The sequence below is a fragment of the Thalassotalea ponticola genome, from assembly GCF_041379045.1.
Classification (GTDB): Bacteria; Pseudomonadota; Gammaproteobacteria; order Enterobacterales; family Alteromonadaceae; genus Thalassotalea_A; species Thalassotalea_A ponticola.
Genome location: NZ_CP166871.1, coordinates 527,438 through 545,677, shown reverse-complemented (window position 1 = coordinate 545,677; position 18,240 = coordinate 527,438). Strand labels below are relative to the sequence as shown.

At 38.2% G+C, this 18,240-nt stretch carries 17 protein-coding genes; 6 read left to right on the top strand and 11 right to left on the bottom strand.

Annotated elements, in window-relative coordinates:
- Window positions 1-24: 24 nt before the first annotated feature.
- On the bottom strand, window positions 25-495 hold the full coding sequence (gene argR, locus ACAY30_RS02460; protein WP_290252459.1) for a transcriptional regulator ArgR: 471 nt from the start codon (window positions 493-495) through the stop codon (window positions 25-27).
- Window positions 496-792: 297 nt separating this feature from the next.
- Here argR and mdh point away from each other — a divergent pair, with 297 nt between their 5' ends.
- Complete coding sequence (gene mdh / locus ACAY30_RS02455) at window positions 793-1,731, top strand: malate dehydrogenase (RefSeq protein WP_290252458.1); 939 nt, start codon at window positions 793-795, stop codon at window positions 1,729-1,731.
- A 112-nt stretch (window positions 1,732-1,843) separates the two neighbouring features.
- Here mdh and ACAY30_RS02450 read toward each other — a convergent pair whose 3' ends face one another.
- The 4 genes from ACAY30_RS02450 to ACAY30_RS02435 form a co-directional block, all read right to left on the bottom strand.
- Window positions 1,844-2,350: a TlpA disulfide reductase family protein gene (locus ACAY30_RS02450; RefSeq protein ID WP_290252457.1), complete on the bottom strand. Its 507-nt coding sequence runs from the start codon at window positions 2,348-2,350 to the stop codon at window positions 1,844-1,846.
- A 23-nt stretch (window positions 2,351-2,373) separates the two neighbouring features.
- On the bottom strand, window positions 2,374-2,670 hold the full coding sequence (locus ACAY30_RS02445) for a hypothetical protein (protein ID WP_290252456.1): 297 nt from the start codon (window positions 2,668-2,670) through the stop codon (window positions 2,374-2,376).
- A gap of 243 nt (window positions 2,671-2,913) precedes the next feature.
- The gene (locus tag ACAY30_RS02440) at window positions 2,914-4,158 is read right to left on the bottom strand and encodes an ammonium transporter (RefSeq protein WP_290252454.1); all 1,245 of its coding nucleotides are present in this window, start codon (window positions 4,156-4,158) and stop codon (window positions 2,914-2,916) included.
- 12 nt (window positions 4,159-4,170) lie between these two features.
- Complete coding sequence (locus ACAY30_RS02435; protein WP_290252453.1) at window positions 4,171-4,509, bottom strand: P-II family nitrogen regulator; 339 nt, start codon at window positions 4,507-4,509, stop codon at window positions 4,171-4,173.
- 631 nt (window positions 4,510-5,140) lie between these two features.
- Between ACAY30_RS02435 and csrA the strand changes: the two genes are divergently transcribed.
- A complete protein-coding gene (gene csrA, locus ACAY30_RS02430; protein WP_290252452.1) occupies window positions 5,141-5,314 on the top strand; it encodes a carbon storage regulator CsrA in 174 nt (57 codons plus the stop codon).
- A 249-nt stretch (window positions 5,315-5,563) separates the two neighbouring features.
- Here csrA and ACAY30_RS02425 read toward each other — a convergent pair whose 3' ends face one another.
- The 4 genes from ACAY30_RS02425 to ACAY30_RS02410 form a co-directional block, all read right to left on the bottom strand.
- Window positions 5,564-6,685, bottom strand: a complete 1,122-nt coding sequence (locus tag ACAY30_RS02425; protein ID WP_290252451.1) for a helix-turn-helix domain-containing protein — start codon at window positions 6,683-6,685, stop codon at window positions 5,564-5,566.
- 281 nt (window positions 6,686-6,966) lie between these two features.
- Window positions 6,967-7,413, bottom strand: coding sequence for a hypothetical protein (locus ACAY30_RS02420; protein ID WP_290252450.1), 447 nt, complete (start codon window positions 7,411-7,413; stop codon window positions 6,967-6,969).
- 21 nt (window positions 7,414-7,434) lie between these two features.
- Window positions 7,435-8,991: a S1C family serine protease gene (locus tag ACAY30_RS02415; RefSeq protein WP_290252449.1), complete on the bottom strand. Its 1,557-nt coding sequence runs from the start codon at window positions 8,989-8,991 to the stop codon at window positions 7,435-7,437.
- Window positions 8,992-9,603: 612 nt separating this feature from the next.
- Window positions 9,604-9,999, bottom strand: a complete 396-nt coding sequence (locus ACAY30_RS02410; protein WP_290252448.1) for a transposase — start codon at window positions 9,997-9,999, stop codon at window positions 9,604-9,606.
- Window positions 10,000-10,219: 220 nt separating this feature from the next.
- Between ACAY30_RS02410 and ACAY30_RS02405 the strand changes: the two genes are divergently transcribed.
- Genes ACAY30_RS02405 through ACAY30_RS02390 form a run of 4 tightly spaced genes read left to right on the top strand, consistent with a single transcriptional unit; the run spans window position 10,220 to window position 15,080 of the window.
- Window positions 10,220-10,840 carry a TnsA endonuclease N-terminal domain-containing protein gene (locus tag ACAY30_RS02405; RefSeq protein ID WP_290252447.1) on the top strand — a complete coding sequence of 207 codons (621 nt, stop codon included), beginning with the start codon at window positions 10,220-10,222 and terminating at the stop codon, window positions 10,838-10,840.
- Window positions 10,834-12,858 (top strand): transposase family protein, encoded by a 2,025-nt coding sequence (locus tag ACAY30_RS02400; protein ID WP_290252446.1) that lies wholly within the window; start codon window positions 10,834-10,836, stop codon window positions 12,856-12,858. Before ACAY30_RS02405 ends, ACAY30_RS02400 begins: the two co-directional genes overlap by 7 nt.
- Complete coding sequence (locus ACAY30_RS02395; RefSeq protein WP_290252445.1) at window positions 12,852-13,796, top strand: TniB family NTP-binding protein; 945 nt, start codon at window positions 12,852-12,854, stop codon at window positions 13,794-13,796. Before ACAY30_RS02400 ends, ACAY30_RS02395 begins: the two co-directional genes overlap by 7 nt.
- 9 nt (window positions 13,797-13,805) lie before the next feature.
- A complete protein-coding gene (locus ACAY30_RS02390) occupies window positions 13,806-15,080 on the top strand; it encodes a hypothetical protein (RefSeq protein ID WP_290252444.1) in 1,275 nt (424 codons plus the stop codon).
- A gap of 231 nt (window positions 15,081-15,311) precedes the next feature.
- On the opposite strand, the gene ACAY30_RS02385 is transcribed toward ACAY30_RS02390, so the two are convergent.
- Entirely contained in the window at window positions 15,312-17,105 is a 1,794-nt protein-coding gene (locus tag ACAY30_RS02385) for a hypothetical protein (RefSeq protein ID WP_290252443.1), read from the bottom strand.
- A complete protein-coding gene (locus ACAY30_RS02380; protein WP_290252442.1) occupies window positions 17,105-17,950 on the bottom strand; it encodes a hypothetical protein in 846 nt (281 codons plus the stop codon). The genes ACAY30_RS02385 and ACAY30_RS02380 overlap by 1 nt, the downstream gene beginning before the upstream one ends.
- Window positions 17,951-18,240 lie beyond the last annotated feature (290 nt).

Below are 18,240 nucleotides of genomic sequence, written 5' to 3'. Positions count from 1 at the left end.
CCCAGGGTTTGTTGACCCTAGCGGCTATTCCATCTTTTGAAATAGCTCAAACAGGTTTTTCTTAATTTGTTCAATTTCATCAACTGACGTAGGCGAAATGAAGATAGTATCATCGCCGGCAATGGTGCCCAACACGCCGTCGGCCTTACCGAGCGAGTCCAATAGTCGGGCAATCAATTGAGCCGCACCTGGGCTGGTGCGCACAATTAACATCACTTCATTTGACTCAATATCAAGAACTAATTGTTTTAACGGGCTTTTTGCTGTTGGCACCCCTAATTCAGCGGGTAAGCAGTAAACCATTTCCTGACGCGCATTACGAGTTCGTACAGCGCCAAATTTACTCAGCATACGAGAAACTTTAGATTGGCTAACGTTATCAAAGCCTTGCGCTTTTAGCGCGTCGACGATATCACCTTGTGAGCCAAATTGCTCTTGCTTAAGTAAATCTTTAAAAGCGTTTACTAAGGCTTCTTGTTTTTGCTGCATACTCATAAATATGTCTTTTACTCCAGTTGCGTTGGCGCTTCCTGCATACCTTGGCGTCACTTTTATCAGCAATCGGATATTGCTGAGCCAGTTTTAAGGCGAGGTGTTCAAATTACATGACATTTGACCATTTTTTCCAGACGCCTATCATAGCACTATCGGTCTATTATTGACAAAAGTGTTTGTATTTTAAGGCTCAATTTTGTATCTTTTGTGCACTAAAAAAATTGAAGTAATTACTCAACCCCAGTGCACAAGGCTGAGTTGACAATTACTCCCTCAAATCACTTCTGGAGAAATTCAATGAAAGTAGCTGTATTAGGTGCAGCCGGTGGTATCGGTCAAGCATTATCTCTTTTACTAAAAACTCAACTACCTGCGGGTTCTGAGCTTTCTTTGTATGACGTAGCGCCTGTTGTTCCCGGTGTTGCTGTTGACTTATCTCACATCCCTACCGATGTTACCGTTAAGGGCTACGGTGCTGATGACCTAGCACCTGCATTACAAGGCTGTGACATTGTAATCATTCCAGCAGGTATGCCGCGCAAACCGGGCATGGATCGCGCAGATCTATTTGCCGTTAATGCGGGCATCATTAAAACTCTAGCCGAGGGTATTGTTGCTAACTGCCCTAAAGCCTTAGTTGGTGTTATTACCAACCCGGTAAATGGCACCGTGCCTATTGTTGCCGAAGTATTTAAAAAGGCTGGCACTTATGAAGCAAACCGCGTATTTGGTGTAACAACCCTTGACGTTATCCGCAGTGAAACTTTTATTGCTGAGTTAAAAGGCAAATCAACCAACGATATCAAAGTGCCGGTTATCGGTGGTCACTCTGGTACCACAATTTTACCACTACTGTCTCAAGTTGAAGGCGTTGAATTTAGCCAAGAAGAAATCGATGCTCTTACACCGCGCATCCAAAATGCTGGTACAGAAGTTGTTAACGCCAAAGCTGGCGGTGGCTCAGCAACGTTATCAATGGGCGCAGCTGCGGCTCGTTTTTGTATGTCACTAGTACGTGGTTTACAAGGTGAAGCCGATGTTATTGACTATGCATACGTTCAGGGCAACACTGGTGACGCTGAGTACTTCGCTCAACCTGTACGCCTAGGCAAAAACGGTGTTGAAGAGTACTTGCCGTACGGCGAGTTAAGCGCTTACGAGCAAAAAGCAAAAGACGACATGCTTGCAACGCTGAACAAAGACATTCAAGAAGGTATTGATTTTATCAATCAATAGGCCTAGACCAATAAAAAAAAGCCGGCGCATGCGCCGGCTTTTTTTTGTCGCTTTACTTACTCAAGCTAGCTTGCCAATCAGCGTCAGCCAATTAGCTATTCATTGCGCCTCGTTAGTCACTTTGGTTGTTGAGTACAGCCACTACATTAGCTTCGTATTGGTCCTGCTGCTCGGTAAAAAAACCGGTATGAGCTTGTACTAGCTTACCGCTTCTGTCGAAAATAAAACTACTCGGCATCCCCTTGAGCTTAAATTGTTTAGCTAACCGCCCTTGAGGATCGTAAAGTATCGAAAAATCGACAGGGTGCTGTTGGATAAACTCGTTGGCCATCGACCTTTTTACGTCGAGATTAACGGCGACAATAACCAAGTCTTGTTGTTGATACTTTTTTTGCATGTCATTCATCCAAGCGAACGACTGTTTACACGGAATGCACCAAGACGCCCAAAAATCGACATAAACAACTCTGCCCTTATTGGCCGCAAGCAACGCCTTAAATTCGGCGATACTATCTACCTGAGCCGCACCACTAGACGACTCGCTAGCGCTTACCTTGCTCGGCAATAACAGCGATGAATAGGTCAACAAAAAAATGAACAAGGCTTTTGCGTACATCATATAAGCTCCTTATACACGCATCGTTATTCTTGTTTGGTTTTTAACTCTTGCTTTACTTGCTCGGTTAAACAGCGCTCATCGCGTTTATCGTCGCGAAAGTAACGAATATCAACACAATCTTGTTCATATCGGCGTTCGAGCTCTGTACGAATTATTGGTTGGCCGTCAGCGTCTTTGATTTGTTGCTGTAAATGAGCACAATATTGACGTTGCTCTTCATTAAAAACAATGTCTTCACAGCCGTAATTGTCTGACGACGCACAACCGAGCATAACACACGCTGTCACTCCGACAGCCCAAAGAGATACAACTGTTTTCATTCTACCACCTCTACTTATCCACAAACACTCACGGTTATGACATAACGCGCATTGATTGCTCACTTAACATTAAAATTAACATAGCATTGGCATAACTAAGTGGCAATAAATAACAGCGGCTATTTGCCCTTGGCGCAAGACGCCAAGGCAATTTAGTTGACCAAATCTATCGGTAAAAAAAAGGCTAGATAAATCCAGCCCTTATCAGTTATATGTGCGCCATTACATTGCGTTTTTGGCGCCTTAACTTTTCAGTGAAACAAACTCAGGGTACGCTTCAATACCACAATCAGATTTATCGACACCGTTGTATTCTTCTTCGTCACTCACTCGGATACCCATGGTTTTCTTCAACACAAACCAAACGGCGAAGCTGGCAGCAAATACCCAAGCAAATATAACGAATGCACCGTATAGTTGCGCGCCAAAGGTTGCCTCTGAGTTACTAAACGGCACGACCATAAGAGCGAAGAAGCCAACCACACCGTGAACCGAAATAGCACCAACTGGATCGTCAATTTTCAGCTTGTCTAATGAGGTAATTGAGATAACCACTAACATGCCACCTAGTGCGCCAAGTAAGCTGGCAAACAATGGTGATGGTGATAAAGGATCAGCAGTTATGGTTACTAAACCAGCTAATGCGCCATTTAAAATCATGGTTAAGTCGGCCTTGCCCCAAATCACTTTGTTCAACAATAAAGCGGCAATAGCACCCGCAGCGGCAGCAGCATTGGTATTGACAAAAATCTGACCAACCGCTGTGGCATTTTCAGCATCCGAAACAAGTAATTGTGAACCGCCGTTAAAGCCAAACCAACCCATCCATAAAATGAACGTACCAAGCGTTGCCAGCGGCATATTTGAACCTGGGATTGGGAATATTTCGCCATTTTTACCGTATTTGCCTTTACGAGCACCGAGTAAAATAACCCCCGCTAAGGCTGCAGCTGCACCGGCCATATGAACAATACCTGAGCCGGCAAAGTCGCTAAAGCCCGCTTCAGATAAAAATCCACCGCCCCATGTCCAGTAGCCTTCAACGGGATAGATAAAACCAGTCAGTATTACGGTAAAGACTAAAAACGCCCACAGTTTCATTCGCTCTGCAACGGCCCCTGATACGATAGACATTGCCGTTGCAACGAATACCACTTGGAAGAAGAAGTCAGACTCGAGTGAATGGTCTGCATCTGCTGCCTGGCTACCAATTAACGTCGCCACAGACGGTAACATTCCCCCTTCGGCATTATCAACGTACATAATGTTATAGCCAACCAGTAGGAACATAACGCAAGCTATTGAATATAGTGATATATTCTTTGTTAAAATTTCGGTGGTGTTCTTTGAGCGCACCATACCTGCTTCAAGCATGGCAAAACCCGCAGCCATCCACATAACTAAGACGCCCGAAAGCAAAAAGTAAAAGGTATCAAGAGCAAAGCGAAGCTCTGCAACCGTACCTGATAAAGTCGTTAACTCTTCCATCATTTCCCCCTGTTAAAGTGCTGCAGAATCTAGTTCGCCAGTGCGAATTCGCACGGCTTGATCAAGATCGTAAACAAATATTTTACCGTCACCAATTTTGCCGGTATGCGCTGATTTGCTGATAGCTTCCACTACGCGCTCTGCATCTTCGGATTTCACCGCAATCTCCAGCTTCACTTTCGGTAAGAAATCGACTTGGTACTCCGCCCCCCGATAAAGTTCGGTATGTCCCTTTTGACGACCAAAACCGCGTACTTCAGATACGGTTAGACCTTCAACACCAACTTCAGAAATTGCCTCTCTGACGTCGTCCAATTTAAATGGTTTAATTATTGCGTTTATTAATTTCATCTCGCCCCCTAAGTAGTTGCTATCCTATTGCTTTCAATTTGCGTACCACAAGAACAAAAACAATAAAAAACAATAGCTTAATATGAGCTGGTGATATTCAAAGGAAACTCGCGCACCAAATAAGTGCATCAGAACTGGCTCGTTGACCAATTGTTGTGCTTGTTTTGATTGATCATCGCCACTTAAGTTGAGAATTCGTGGCTACCTGAGATTTTGAGATTAAGTACACGTATAAATGAAAACTAAGTTAGATCTTCTTCGTTCTCTAAAATAGCGGCTCTATTAGAGATAATTGTACATTCCGCACTAAATTGACCACGAAACCCGCATTTATCTTCAAGCCTTAAACGGCCAAATCAACTCCCGAACCTTGCCTTGAGCGCTTGAAGTTTACTGCGCCATAAAAGGTATTTACGAAGTGAATTGCAAATAGACTGGAATTGTTCATTAGACGTTGGCGTTCATCTCATCAAAGCTAGCTAATGAGGCATTAACCAAGTCAGCGATATGCAAGTCATGTGGCTTTGTCACAAGTCAAACACTGAACTACACTCTAATTGAATGGGCAAGGACATGCTCTCGACACGGTTACCTTGCTTTTCTTCCATCATTTCAATTAAAAGGATTTACCATGCTTATTCTCATCCGAAAAATTGGACAAACTATCCATATAGGCAACAACATAGCCTGCAAAATTATTTTAATCCAGGGGGAACAGGTGAAAATCGGAATCGACGCACCAGAAGCGGTCAGCGTGCATCGCTCTGAAATCAACAAGCGGATCAAGTCGGAGATAAGAGCATAAAGGTTATTCAGACTTTATATAGTGTGAGCATCAGGAGTTATCCCATCAGTTTCATTGTGCGGCAACTCCTTCGGTGGAAAATTCTTACTTTAAACGTCTCTGTTGTGCCAGACTCGGCCCGTTAGCTATTTCTAATATACGGTAGCTTTGGAGTATTAACGCCACGTCAAGCGACAAATAATTGTAGTCTAAAATTAGCGAGGAACGAGCAAAAGCCAGCTATTTTTTGTCCGTTTAAGCAACTTATTATTAAAACAGTACGCTATCCTTTAGCTCATTGTATATGAGTATTGCTTCGCTATATGATTCGGCTAATGCACCATCTATATTACCATTATTTTTATTAAGCAATAAACTTACTGCTTTTTGAGAACCATTGAGAGCGGCTAATAATAGTTCGTATGGAAGTATTTCAATGTACTCCTTTTCACGCTTTAACTTACCAGGGATGCTATTAATAAAATCAGCTATTTCTTCGGTAGTTAAATGAGGCATGGAAAGTAGTAATTTTTTTTGAACGCTGTAACTACCTAATTTTGAAAAATCTAGTTTAGTTAATTTAAATGGAAAATATATTCGTTCACCTTGCCAGAATACTAAAGCTTGCTCTTCAATTAAAATATGCTGTTCTAAGCATTCGATTTTAACAGTATCCAAAGCTGACCAAAAATAAGTAACTTGATCATTCAAAATGGAAACTGTCACCTCTGAATGATAGTCAGAGTTTTCTTCATACCAAGTAGAAATACCTACAACACATTGATCATTAAAGACGTAATGCCGAGGGTTGTACTCTTTATCGGTGTCATTATAGAAAGATATGACTGCATCTAAAGTTGAACCTAATGAAACTGTTGCTTTTTGAGTTAGTTGATTTGATTCGAATTGATTTTGCTTAACTCGAATATTCTTATGCAAATGCTCATTATCCCCATCATACTTCTCTGTTGTACTACCCCGACGGATGAATTTATCTCCTTCTTTTAGCTTCCAAATATTCTTAGCTACATAGCTTATGTTTTCGCTAGGATATATCGTAATAATACCAATAAATTTTTCTGGAGCAGTGTCATTGAAATTTATATTTTCATATGACAATTTGGGGCAATTACTTATGAATCCTTTAACTGCGTTTTGAAATTTAGCATCATCTAAAAAGGGGACTCCTATGATGGTTTTATCATCGCCAATACCAACAAAAATAAATGAATGGGCATTGGGATTACTATTATTCATTGCACAAATTAAGCGAATTAATTTAGCTCGCCCAGATTCAGAGGTAATATCAATTTGTTGTTTATAATCAAGGTACTCTGTTTCTGAAGGTATTTCAGATAATGACAACTGGAGTAATTTATTACGATTTAACACTTAACCCTCCACTTTTCATAACAATTTAATAGGGCAAAATAGCGCGTTTTTCTAGCGCTATTACTCACTTTTTTAATTTACACGCTAGTATCAAACTTAGTAACTTATTGCTAGATGTGAATCGACCTGACTAACCTAGACATTTTTGGATAAAAACAATTTAGAGGCATCTCACAACTGAGGTCTGAAAGTGTTAGAACTACGCACGTTATATACATAGAAATTAACCCTGACTTGTATGGACTAATTCATATGGGTAGAGTTATCTGAAATCAACATTTCTACTTAAGCAAATCCTTTTTAATTATTTTAAAGTAATCAATTATTCCATCTAAAAAATCAGGGTCAGACTCTTTAATTTCTTCCCAAGAATTTTTAGACTTAATCAGAGTCAGTATCCTCCCCTCTGGTTTATTTGACCAGCTTTTAACGGCTGTTTCGACCTCTTTATTTGAATTACAAATAGAATCAATTTTCACCTTAATATCATCTAAGAGCTTTTCAGTATTTAAGAAATCATCATCAGGCATTTCCAAAGGATTCAATTGTCTGACAGATTTAAGTTTTATCAAGCTTTCGATCAGGCTATCTATCATTTCTAGTTCAGATTTATGTAAAACAAGACTCTTATTAAATCTATAAGCTTTATTAGTAACTCTCCATGCAAAGAAAGCTGAGACAGCGGAAAGCACAGCAGCAATAACACTAACACCGGAAAAAAAATCCATTATTCAGCTTTCCTCTGGCATTTATTCAGCAATTACAAGCACGACACTATTAGAGATACTTTCTATCAGCTCTGTTTTTTCCAAGGATTTTTGCTTAGCTGGTTCAATAAAGTCCACACCATGATTTATCAGCATTGGCAGTGCATAAGCTATTTTAACGGCATAATTTACATTTTGTGCCAATGTTCCCGTAGCTCTAATAGCTGCTGATTGATTTAACGATGCAGAAGCAATGCCAATGACTACGCCTTGATTAGTTACCATTGGGCTACCAGAGTTTCCGGGCTGGATAGGCGAACTGATTTGAAAATAACGTGTATCGCCTTGGATACCTGAATTAGCATTAATATAGCCGAATGTCGCTTTTTGTTCGTTACCTTGTAACCCTATATTTGGATAGCCTAATACAGCAATTTCAGTCCCTTGCTTCGTTTTCGTCTTAAGCTCAATAGGCAAACCTTCAACCGCCTCCTCTACTTTGAGCAAAGCGATATCATTGCTCGGGTCATGATCAACTAAAGTAGCCGATACAGATTTACCATTTAGAATAATTGAAATGTTTGATGAACCTTCTATTACGTGACTATTGGTAAGCACATAACCATCATTAGAAATAAAGAAACCTGTGCCAGTTGCAATTCCTTTAGAAGTCTCAGGTTGAGGCTCATCTGGTATATTTTTAGTAGGTGCCACTGTTTGCGCATCATATTTCTTTTTCATTGCTAAAGCATACTGACCACTTTGTCTAACTTTATTAGTAGCTTGAGCACCTTCCTCTGTTACTCTCATTAAAGTATTTAAATACTTCTCTGGTAACTGAACAGTTTCTTTCGCTGAGCCATATTCAAAAAGCTGATGCCAAGTTCCTTGATTGTTCTTAAGGACAACATAATTATCTGGCTTATCAGTGTTTGTATTAAAGAAGCCCCATAGATTTGCCGTGTTAGTCGAGTTGGTATCGAAATTTTGTCTATTTCCGAAGAAATAACCATTGCCAAAATATCCTATTTGCGTTGCCGTTCCATCATTATATTTTCTATAATTTGAGCCTAGTGCTATCCCTGTAGTCTTATCAGTTTCAACTGATAGGTACACATAATCTATCTCGCCATCACTTTTAGTAACAGCATAATTATCTAGTGTTTTTACAGAATTATTACCTTCTCTTATGTAGAGGCCATATTTGACAATATTCGCTCCCTTTACTCCGCTATAGTAATATTGTTCAGATATACCACCTTTTACATAGCCTATTTCATAGCTCTCTACAGCACCTAGATTTGCGACCACTTTACCAAGCCCTGATGCTTTGCCTCCCTCGCATTCACCATCCCAAGTGATTGAGTAGGACTGGCTCTCAACTGATACAGGTGCATACCTTTCCATCAACATTTCACAAGGCTCGCTCTTATTCTCAGGCTGCTTCCAATTCGATTTGTATTGTATTAATTCATTTAAGGATAATTTGGATTTATATTCAGGTATTTCTGATTCAGAAACTTTTCGATAAATTAGTGTGGAATTACAACCTATTAATAGAATGCTGATCCCTATGGTTAATGGTAAAATAGTTTTCATACAAATTCCCTTTATAATCTTTTTTGTCATATATTTTTTATTGAGATAAATATAACGAATAAAAAACACTATGTCATTGATGTCACAACACTAATTATTAATTCATTCCATCCTGTTAAATAACAGTTCAAAAAGTAGTTATTCTGCAATACACTCGTTGAGCTTGTTTCTTCAAAAATCTTACTTTGAACAACAGGATCAGTTTAATTGTTTTTGATAGTCTTCAGCCTAAAATGGAGTATTAGCGCTAACTCGTTTTGGGGCATAAATGACCTAGCTCAGCAGTACCCGCTCAACGTCAGCTATTCAGATTTGAGCCTATTGCAGTAAATGACTGTGACCGTCCGTTTATCGACATTGCAGTCTGTCAGATTAAGCCTAAACCCTGTCAATGACAAGTGTCAGATTAGATATGAGCTACTACATATAAGCGTTATTTAGGCTATATCACGTTATGTTGCATTAAGTCTTCTCTATACCATCAATTTAATGTCCAATTCATTTTAATGCTCAAAATAGTTATCGTAATTCCAATAAAAATGTTCACAAGATGTTTTGATGCAAAACTATGTGAATAAACCTTCTTTAGACAGTCAACGTCAAAACTCAGTGTTATCGCTTTTTAGGCTCATAACGAAAACCATTCAATTTTATGGTAAATAAGTCGCAGACATCCGTTGGCCCTATAATGCCCTTCTTAACTAACTCACTAGCAAAAGCGCAGCGTTCTTTGTCCGATGGATATTGATTTTTAATAAACTCTACAGCAGCATTTCTTTGACTGATCAACTTTTCGCACTCATTGAGCAGCTTAATATTTTCAGCTTCTACACGGCGCAAGTGTTTAATGCTTTCAACACTTAACTGAGCAAACTTTTTACGCCATTCATAGACCGTAGTGCTATTCACGTTGTGTTTTCTATAAAACTCAGAATTTCCTCCCCCCGCTTCTTCGAGTTCACTTAAAACCTCAAAAATCTTTTCAGATGAATACTTGTACTTAACCAAAACACCCCCAAAACCCAATCGACATTAAAAAAAACAATTAAAGAAACAGCCCTAAAGCTAGATAAAAAGCACCATTAAAGCAATATAAAATCTTTAATTTAAAAAGCGCAAATGGTTCTGTGTTTTTTTCTGCTCTGACAGTCTTTAATACAGCCATAATTCGAGTGGCTCAAATCGAGCACTCTAAAAGTTGAATTTAACGCTGTTCTAGGTAGGCACAATGAATGTGAAGTACAATGCAAATAAGCATCGTGGCCGACATATATTTCGCTTTTACTCAAAAAAGGCGGGTACAACAATCAAGGTAGAGTCTTTTCTCGAATACTGCTATGCATGTATTTTTGAGTGCGACCCTCAAATTTCCTCATTCGCTAGCCAAGTTGAGACGATGCACATTGAGAATCCATTACTCGAAAAAATCTCAGCAAAAACACCTGATTTTCTCGTTGAATATATTAATGGCAGTTCTGAATATATTGAAGTGCATAGTTCGACTAAAGTTGATGATAAATATCAGGCTACTATTCAGAAATTTTCTGACTATTCACAGTCGCTCGGGGAACCCGAAATACGCATAGTAACTGAAGTTGGTTTGTCACCTATAGTCAGAGTTAATTATCAATTAATCGCTTCATGCAAGTCTCTAGAATTATCCTTCTCAATCGATGATTGTGACTTTGCAGAACTCACCACATTTAATGATTTAATTGAATCACTAAGTGAAATTTCTAACTCAAGCGTTGAAGAAGCATATTATTTGTTATCAAGTGGATTTTACCAATTCGACATATCGTCCTTGTTGGAGGGCGATACCCTACTTACAAGGGTAAAAACATGGTAACGGGTATTGGTATCGGTTCGAAATTTTATGATCAAAAAGGTGAAATTCAAACACTGATTTTTGCAGATGCATACAATTATGTTCTTGAAAAAGATGAAGATAAATCTCAAAAAACAATGCTGTCATCTCAAGATTTCGAAAACTATCTTGATGAACAAAAATACATACATAAGCTCGAAGAGAAACCTCACGTACCTCTCACGGAATATCAAAAGGCAGATAGAGATGATCGCTTAAAATATATTCTCACGTTAAGAGATTTAGTAACTAGCCAAGGTTTAGCAGCCACGACGCTCAACACGTACAAGGAATTGATTAAGGAAGTTGAAAAACGACACCCTGAGACCTTGATCAAGAAGCATCCTGCGCAAACAACAATAGCGCGTTATTGGCGAACATGGGTAATATCTGGATTTGATCCAGATAGCCTAGCGAGTAAACGGAGATTTGCTGCATCTCGTTTAAATGCAAAAACCGAAGCCGAGATACAGGCTCACGTATCGACAGTCTGGTCTGCTAGTGATTCAAAGATTAAGAGAGCTCATTACGCAGCCTACAAATGCGCAGTTGAAGAAAAAGCAAAAATAGATAGCGAAATAAAGCTAGCGAGTGAAAGAACTTTTTATAGGAGACTTGGATCATTAAAAGAGGTCGGCGACAAATTAAATAACCCGAGGCTTTCATCAGCATCCAAGAATCAATTATTACTGACTTTACGAAGAAGCATCAGAACGTACTTTGCCATGCAACGAGTAGAGCTCGATAGGCTTCATGTGAATATGTGTCTCATTGATGATGAGACCCTGAAACCAACAAAGACAATTTCTCTCTATACCGCAATCGATTGTATGACTCGATACCCAATTGCTGTCGTTGTCGATTATGGAAAAGCAGAAAACAAAGAAAATGTCCTAAACCTTCTGAGACAGTGTTATTTTTCTGATGAAAATTTAATCGCGAAAGGAAAGCCATTTACCTTGGTCATGGACAATGGCGCTGGTTTTAACAACGCAGCCATCTGGAAAGCCTGTCAACGATTAGGTATAAGTCCCGTTTACACGCCGTCAAATCAGCCAGTTAAAAAACCCTTCGTAGAATCTTTTAACAAAACCCTGCGGCAGTCATTTTTCAAGGGAATGATTCTTGAGGATGATAAAGGTCTTAAAACAGTGGGCTTTAACAGTTACAAAGGCAAGAGAACAGATATAAACAATGAAAAGCTAGAGAAAAAAATGGAAAAATATGCTGATGTGAAGGTTAGTGACTTTCTTCGCTTGCTTAACATTTTTTTAACAGAGTATACGCACAAATTTCATGAGGAAGCAAAGTTAGTTCCGGTGGTTGCGTGGAATGAGTCAATAAAAAGAACTCCTAGACCACACACCCCTTATAATCAAATGCTTCAGGCATTTCATGTTTTAAAAGATAAACAAAGTAACAAGTTACAAGCTCGCGGAAGTGTTCATATTTTGGGCGAGAATTTTTTTAGTGATGAGCTGAAAACCCTCTATCAGGAGATGGTTACGTACTCTGACAATGGGGAGAATCCAGATGTCGAAGTGTTCTTTGATCCATTCGACGCTCGCTATGTGACGGTTAGCTTTATTGATCCTTTGACGAATCAAGCTCGCGAAATATTAGCCGCTAACGCCAATCTAGATAGTATGCCTTGCCCCATTTCTTTTGATGAATTGAAAGGTTTTAAGCCTAAGAGCTATGATATTTTCCAAGGCAAAAAACATACACCTACAGGCTACTACCAAGGAAACGTGGAAAGTTTTTACCCTCAGAAAACCCGTGAAAAAACCAGCGGGCCTAAAGCTCCATCATTTGAGGAAAACATCAGTCAGGGGCTTACTGTTTCAGAAAGAATAAACAACTCAAACAACTCAAATCCTTCTGATTCAAAAGCATTTTATGCAAACTTAGATATTACTGAACATCAAGAAGAGTCAGGTTCGAAGATACCGAAAGACTCAGTAGTTAAAACACCAAGTGGTAAAGCGCGACGATGGTAATAAAAAATAATTCAAACTATCCTTTTATAAAAATTCCTAGCTCATTAGTAAAACATGATTCATTAGAAGTGGCTTGGCAAAGAATATGTCGTGTGCATGCAATGCATACTCAGCCTAAAAATAAAAAAGGGGTTCTCATATATGGGGAATCCGGTGAGGGAAAATCATTTCTAGCTGAACAATATGAGGCTCTATTTCCACCAAGAAAAGTTCGAGAAAAAACGTTTAGACCTGTTTTTAGATATCGCTTCAAACAATCCAATAAGCAGATAGATGATATATTAAAGCTCTTAATCAAAGCACTCGGAACAACGCCACCAAAGGGTAAGACAGAGCCTGGAGAGTTAGATGAACAGTTTCGTCACTTAGTTAAAGAGCTGGGTGTTGAACTTATTATTTTAGATGAAATACAACAAGTTTTACCCAACACCGACGGTGTCACAGCACTCAATACGCTCAAATACTTTTGTAGCTTGCTTGATGAGCTTCCAGCCTCAATCGTGTTTATTGGTAGTGAACGGGCTATGAGACTACTAACCTTTGGGAAAACAGATAAAACTGTAGATGATAATGAGCAGTTGAGCCGCAGAATGATGCGCTCTGTAAAGTTAGAAAAAATAGAGCCTCGAACTGACGACTGGCTTGAATGTATCAATTGGTTTATCGACAAAATAGGCTTTCCATTTTTAAATTACAAAGATGGGCCTTTACTCAATAGGTTATATCTCGCCTATATGGAACGCAGTTTCAGTACGCTAGAGAGCTTGTTTTTACTTGAAGACATGTCGGATATAAAAGATAAATCGGTGCTACTGTCAAAGTTGAAAGAGAACTACTCCATGTACGGAAAAGCCAAATTAAACCCATTTTGTTCAGACGACCTTCCTGATAGTGAAGTCAATACCCTTGTTAATCGTATTTTTCAAACAGGCCACTAGACACCTTTTATGCAACTTGCAGTTATTCCCACGATGTACCCCGATGAAAGCAACATTGGATATGCTCTCCGATTGGCGATGCGAAATGGCTTTACTTATATAGATAGAATGATACCTAAGTCATTAATAAATAGAATAGTGCGCGGGCATGAAGTTTCCTTGTCGTCGGATATCCAATTTTACGCAAAATCACATAAGCTCAAGCGAGCCTACATAAAAACCCCTCTTTTTGAACTAGCCACACAAATAGAGCCGAAAATTTGTTTACGCTGTATTCATGAAAAGGGGTATATAAATTCTGAAGTTCAATGCCCTTTCACTCACCAATGCTCTGAGCATCGTGAACCGCTAATTGACAAGTGTGGTAGCTGTAATCACCCCCTAACCTGGGATATAACATTGCTGAAAGGCAGGTGCTCTTCTCCACTGTGTGGATTGGAGTTGACTCCATTACGCTCGCATAGTTTTACCTCTTTAAGTGAGAGCCAAGTTGCTGACTGCCTTTTGATTTCTTATTTTATAAATAACCTAGATGAGCCGTTTGTAAAACGAAATAGGTTTGCTTCAATACCTAACTACCAAGAAAGAGTAAAAGATGGATATGAGCTTCTAAACAATCTTAATTTTGCTAGGGAATTGGTTTATAAATCTATCAATAAATTTTCTGATTTGTATCCCCTAAACTTTGCTGGAACATCATTAAATATCTTATTTAAAAATCTAAAAAACATTTGGCCTGCAAGCTGCGTTATTCAGCAACACGATAAAATTGCTCGAATAAACTTCAGTAACGAGATACTTCCATTGTATGTACATAACGAAGTAGCTTGTGAGTTATTAGCCCTCCCTAGACATAAAATGCAATTGCTATTAGATCATGGGCTAGTAAAAACAAAGAGAGGAACCAACCTTCATCATAATACGCCTGTAGATGTATCACCTGTAATTAAGTTACTAACTGGATACAACAAGACAAATAAAATGAAATGCCTCTCAGGTATGACTGAAGTCCTTTATCGTGGAAATATTGACTTGAGCGATATCATTTTAGCCATCAAAGACAAAACACTTATTATCGGCTTTCAGGCAGGATCAGACCTCATATCTTCAGTTTATTGCAATCCAAAAGATTTAAAAAAACTTTCAAATGATTTGCGTTTAGGCTTAAAACATAAGCCCTTATCGATAATTAACCCTAGCATAAAAAGTGTGGTTCACACATCGCCAAGTAATAAACGAGTTAAAGCAAGTGCAAATATTTATCAACTGGACTTAAATATTTAAGTGATACTATTTGAAAAGGAATCACAACGTAGTTAATCACGATGCAGAGAAAGGTTAGTAAGTGAGCCGATGGGGGTAGCTCAATGAGCAAGAATGAAAACATTCTAAGGGACTTATCCGCGATAGCGGCGAGTGAAACACTCTTACAGCAATACAGGATGAATAAATAACATCCTGCCCCCATCTGCTTAAAACATTATAATGCAAAATAATTAGCACCTAAAGAGCAGACTACACGTAATGAGCTCGTAAAAAGTCAAAATATTGCTTCTTTACGGCAAAGGATTTTTGCCTCTCCTTCATTATACGCAGAGACGCTTGATCAAAGCTCGCAATCTCACTTATTTTGAATCTTTGATAATCAATTTTATCCAGATTCATATCTATATTCTTCGGGAGGTTTTTTTTATACGATAGACTCGATAAAAAAGTTACTTTTTCTTTCAATATCGTTGAGCGATTATTAACTTTCAGCTTTCGATATCTCTCTCTAAACCCTAAATGAGGGTTTTTATTCCCTTTATGATTTAAGCCCGAATTAGCCCACTTTACGATATTGGCATTTTCTAGAAGAAAATAATGCCCTATATCAAACCAAATAGCCTGACCCGCCATAGCCTGCACTTTCAACTTACCAATATCATCCCCTAACATTTCAGCATAACGTTCCATAAAGCAGTGATATGAATCCCTAGGTATAGAGATGTGAATTGAGTCTGTGTTGATATAACATATATCCAGATCGTTAAACTTTTTAAGTTCTACTAAAGTTTGAAAAACCTTTAATCTAGATTTAGCTATCACCTGACTGGAGAAACTAAATATGGTCTCTGAACTATTTAAGTCAATGAATGAGCCTACTAATTTATCATTGTTATTTTTTAATCCGATCTTTTTCAATAACGGAGATGAGTTCATAAGGAGAGGTTGTTCTTTGTGCAGCGTCAGTGAATACTCAACATTTAATAGATTCAGTAATTCAGAATAAGATTCGCACACAACTTTCTTATACGACTTTTTGTTAGTTACGCTATGTAACATTGCCAACTGAAGTTTATAAAGCTTTTCCAATTCTAGTTTATTCTTTCTTTTTGCCTTCATACGAAGACTATAAAGTCGTCGAGATTTTGTATATAGCGGGTGTCCTTTTAGTCTTGATGATCTCAAAACTGAAAAGATATAAACCTCTTCAAAATATTCTTTAAAAACCTCTAGCTCGAAATGAAAAAGTTGAGTCTCAATTTCACAACTTTGTTCTGTATCAAAATGAAGAGACAGCCCTAATTGCGTATATTTAAACGGGTGATATTCGGCAAAGAATGCAGAGCGAGGTCTTTTAAGCACAACATGATATAGCCCAGGGGGGTATGATTTTTCAGCACTACTTGAATGTACTTGCTCATAATACACTTCTTCTGGGTCTAAATATTGGCCCTCCATGCAACTAGCAAACATAGAATTAAAATCTAGCGCGATTATCATCCTATCTTTTCTAAATTCACAAAATCTAAAAACTTCTTGATATGGTGGAAGATAAGCATGTGCAAACATCACATCATAATTAGTTTTATTACCGAACTTTCGCTTTATGGTTTTCCCTGATTTCATTATCAGTTCTGAATTTATTCTGTTCGAATTTAAGCCAATCCGTTTTATATATGACAAATGTTTTTCTAATAAAACAAAACTCTTTTCCAAATTGGGATTGAATCTAATATCTGTAAATATTGGAAATGAACTCTCAAAAGATACTAATTTCACTTCAAAAATATTTGCCCACCGTACGAGAAGCGAAGCCTCTTTATCGGTTAATACAAGTAAAGTTTCATTTTTGTCAGAGAACCACTGAAAAAACGAATCAAGAGACATTCTCTTACCGTTAAAAACTTCATTTCCATCAGTTGCTAAACAGTAGTAGTTAGACTCTTTTATCACTCGGGGATTGGTAAAATTGACTTTGTGCTTTTTTATTTTAGCCGCGTTTGGAATGTTAGAGTCGAAGCGGGAACAAACAAGTCTTTTCATTAAGTTAAATGGTATTTCGTTACGGAGTCTTGCAACGCCTTAATTACATCAGATTTAGAGCTCGAAAACTGTTGCCTCATCAAATTTTTAACAAAAATTCTCATAACTTCTGGAAGATAATATAACAGGGAATGCTGATGTCTCGCGCTCCAGTTAGTATTGTATTGTCTACCGGAGTCGATAACGTAATCAGGACAATATGACTTTACCTGTCCTATTTTTTCATTATAATTTTTCATCAACTCGATAAAACCTCCGAAGCTCATTTCCCTAGTTTCATTTACTAAGAAATACAACCGCATAATGGAAAGCAAAACCCTCATAATTTCTCTATCCATTGATAAATGTGACCTTTCCCCATGCTTTATTTGCATCTCTCTATGAATAAACAGCTGAATTTCGGAAACTTTAAAATAAACTGATATTTTATCCCTTTTCCTAACTAATTCTTCAATAAACAAATCTAGCCGTTTAATATCTCCCATAGACTGGAACAAGCGATATCCGCTTAAGTCTGATATTATCAATTCCGATATGGAACAATTTTTACATATTGCGAAGGCATAATCTGAAGGTATTTTTTCTACTCGACAATAACGCGAACTTGCTAAGTAAAGTCCTTTGTGAATAGTCGCTTTGAAAAGAGCATTCAAATAATCATCCAATGAATAGCGTGGTGAATCAAGTGACTCCATCCACTGAGTTCTCAAATTAATTTCTACTTCAGTATTTTCCTTAGATGATAATTCCTCATCATCTAATGAGAACTCGTCATCGTCAGGCCAAGTCCAAGGAGCACCATACACTCCATCACACAGGTAATAATCGTCCTTTCCGTAGCTCATAATACTAAAGTTTTCTCGTCTTAAAATAACGACCCTATTTCATTATTGTTTACCAAGCATACCGCAGCTTAATTTATTTGTGAATTAGCTATGTGGATGCATTATATTCCGAATGCAGTTTTCCTAGGTCGCTACTATATAAATTAAGATAATTAATTTTTATTTTCCTTTGCGAGCCTAAAAAATACTAACTATTTGATATTTTCCGTATCGGCGAATTTAAATTACATAAATCTCAAATTGGAAGGCAGTATCATGAATAAATCTCAAGTTAATTGGCAGAGAAAATT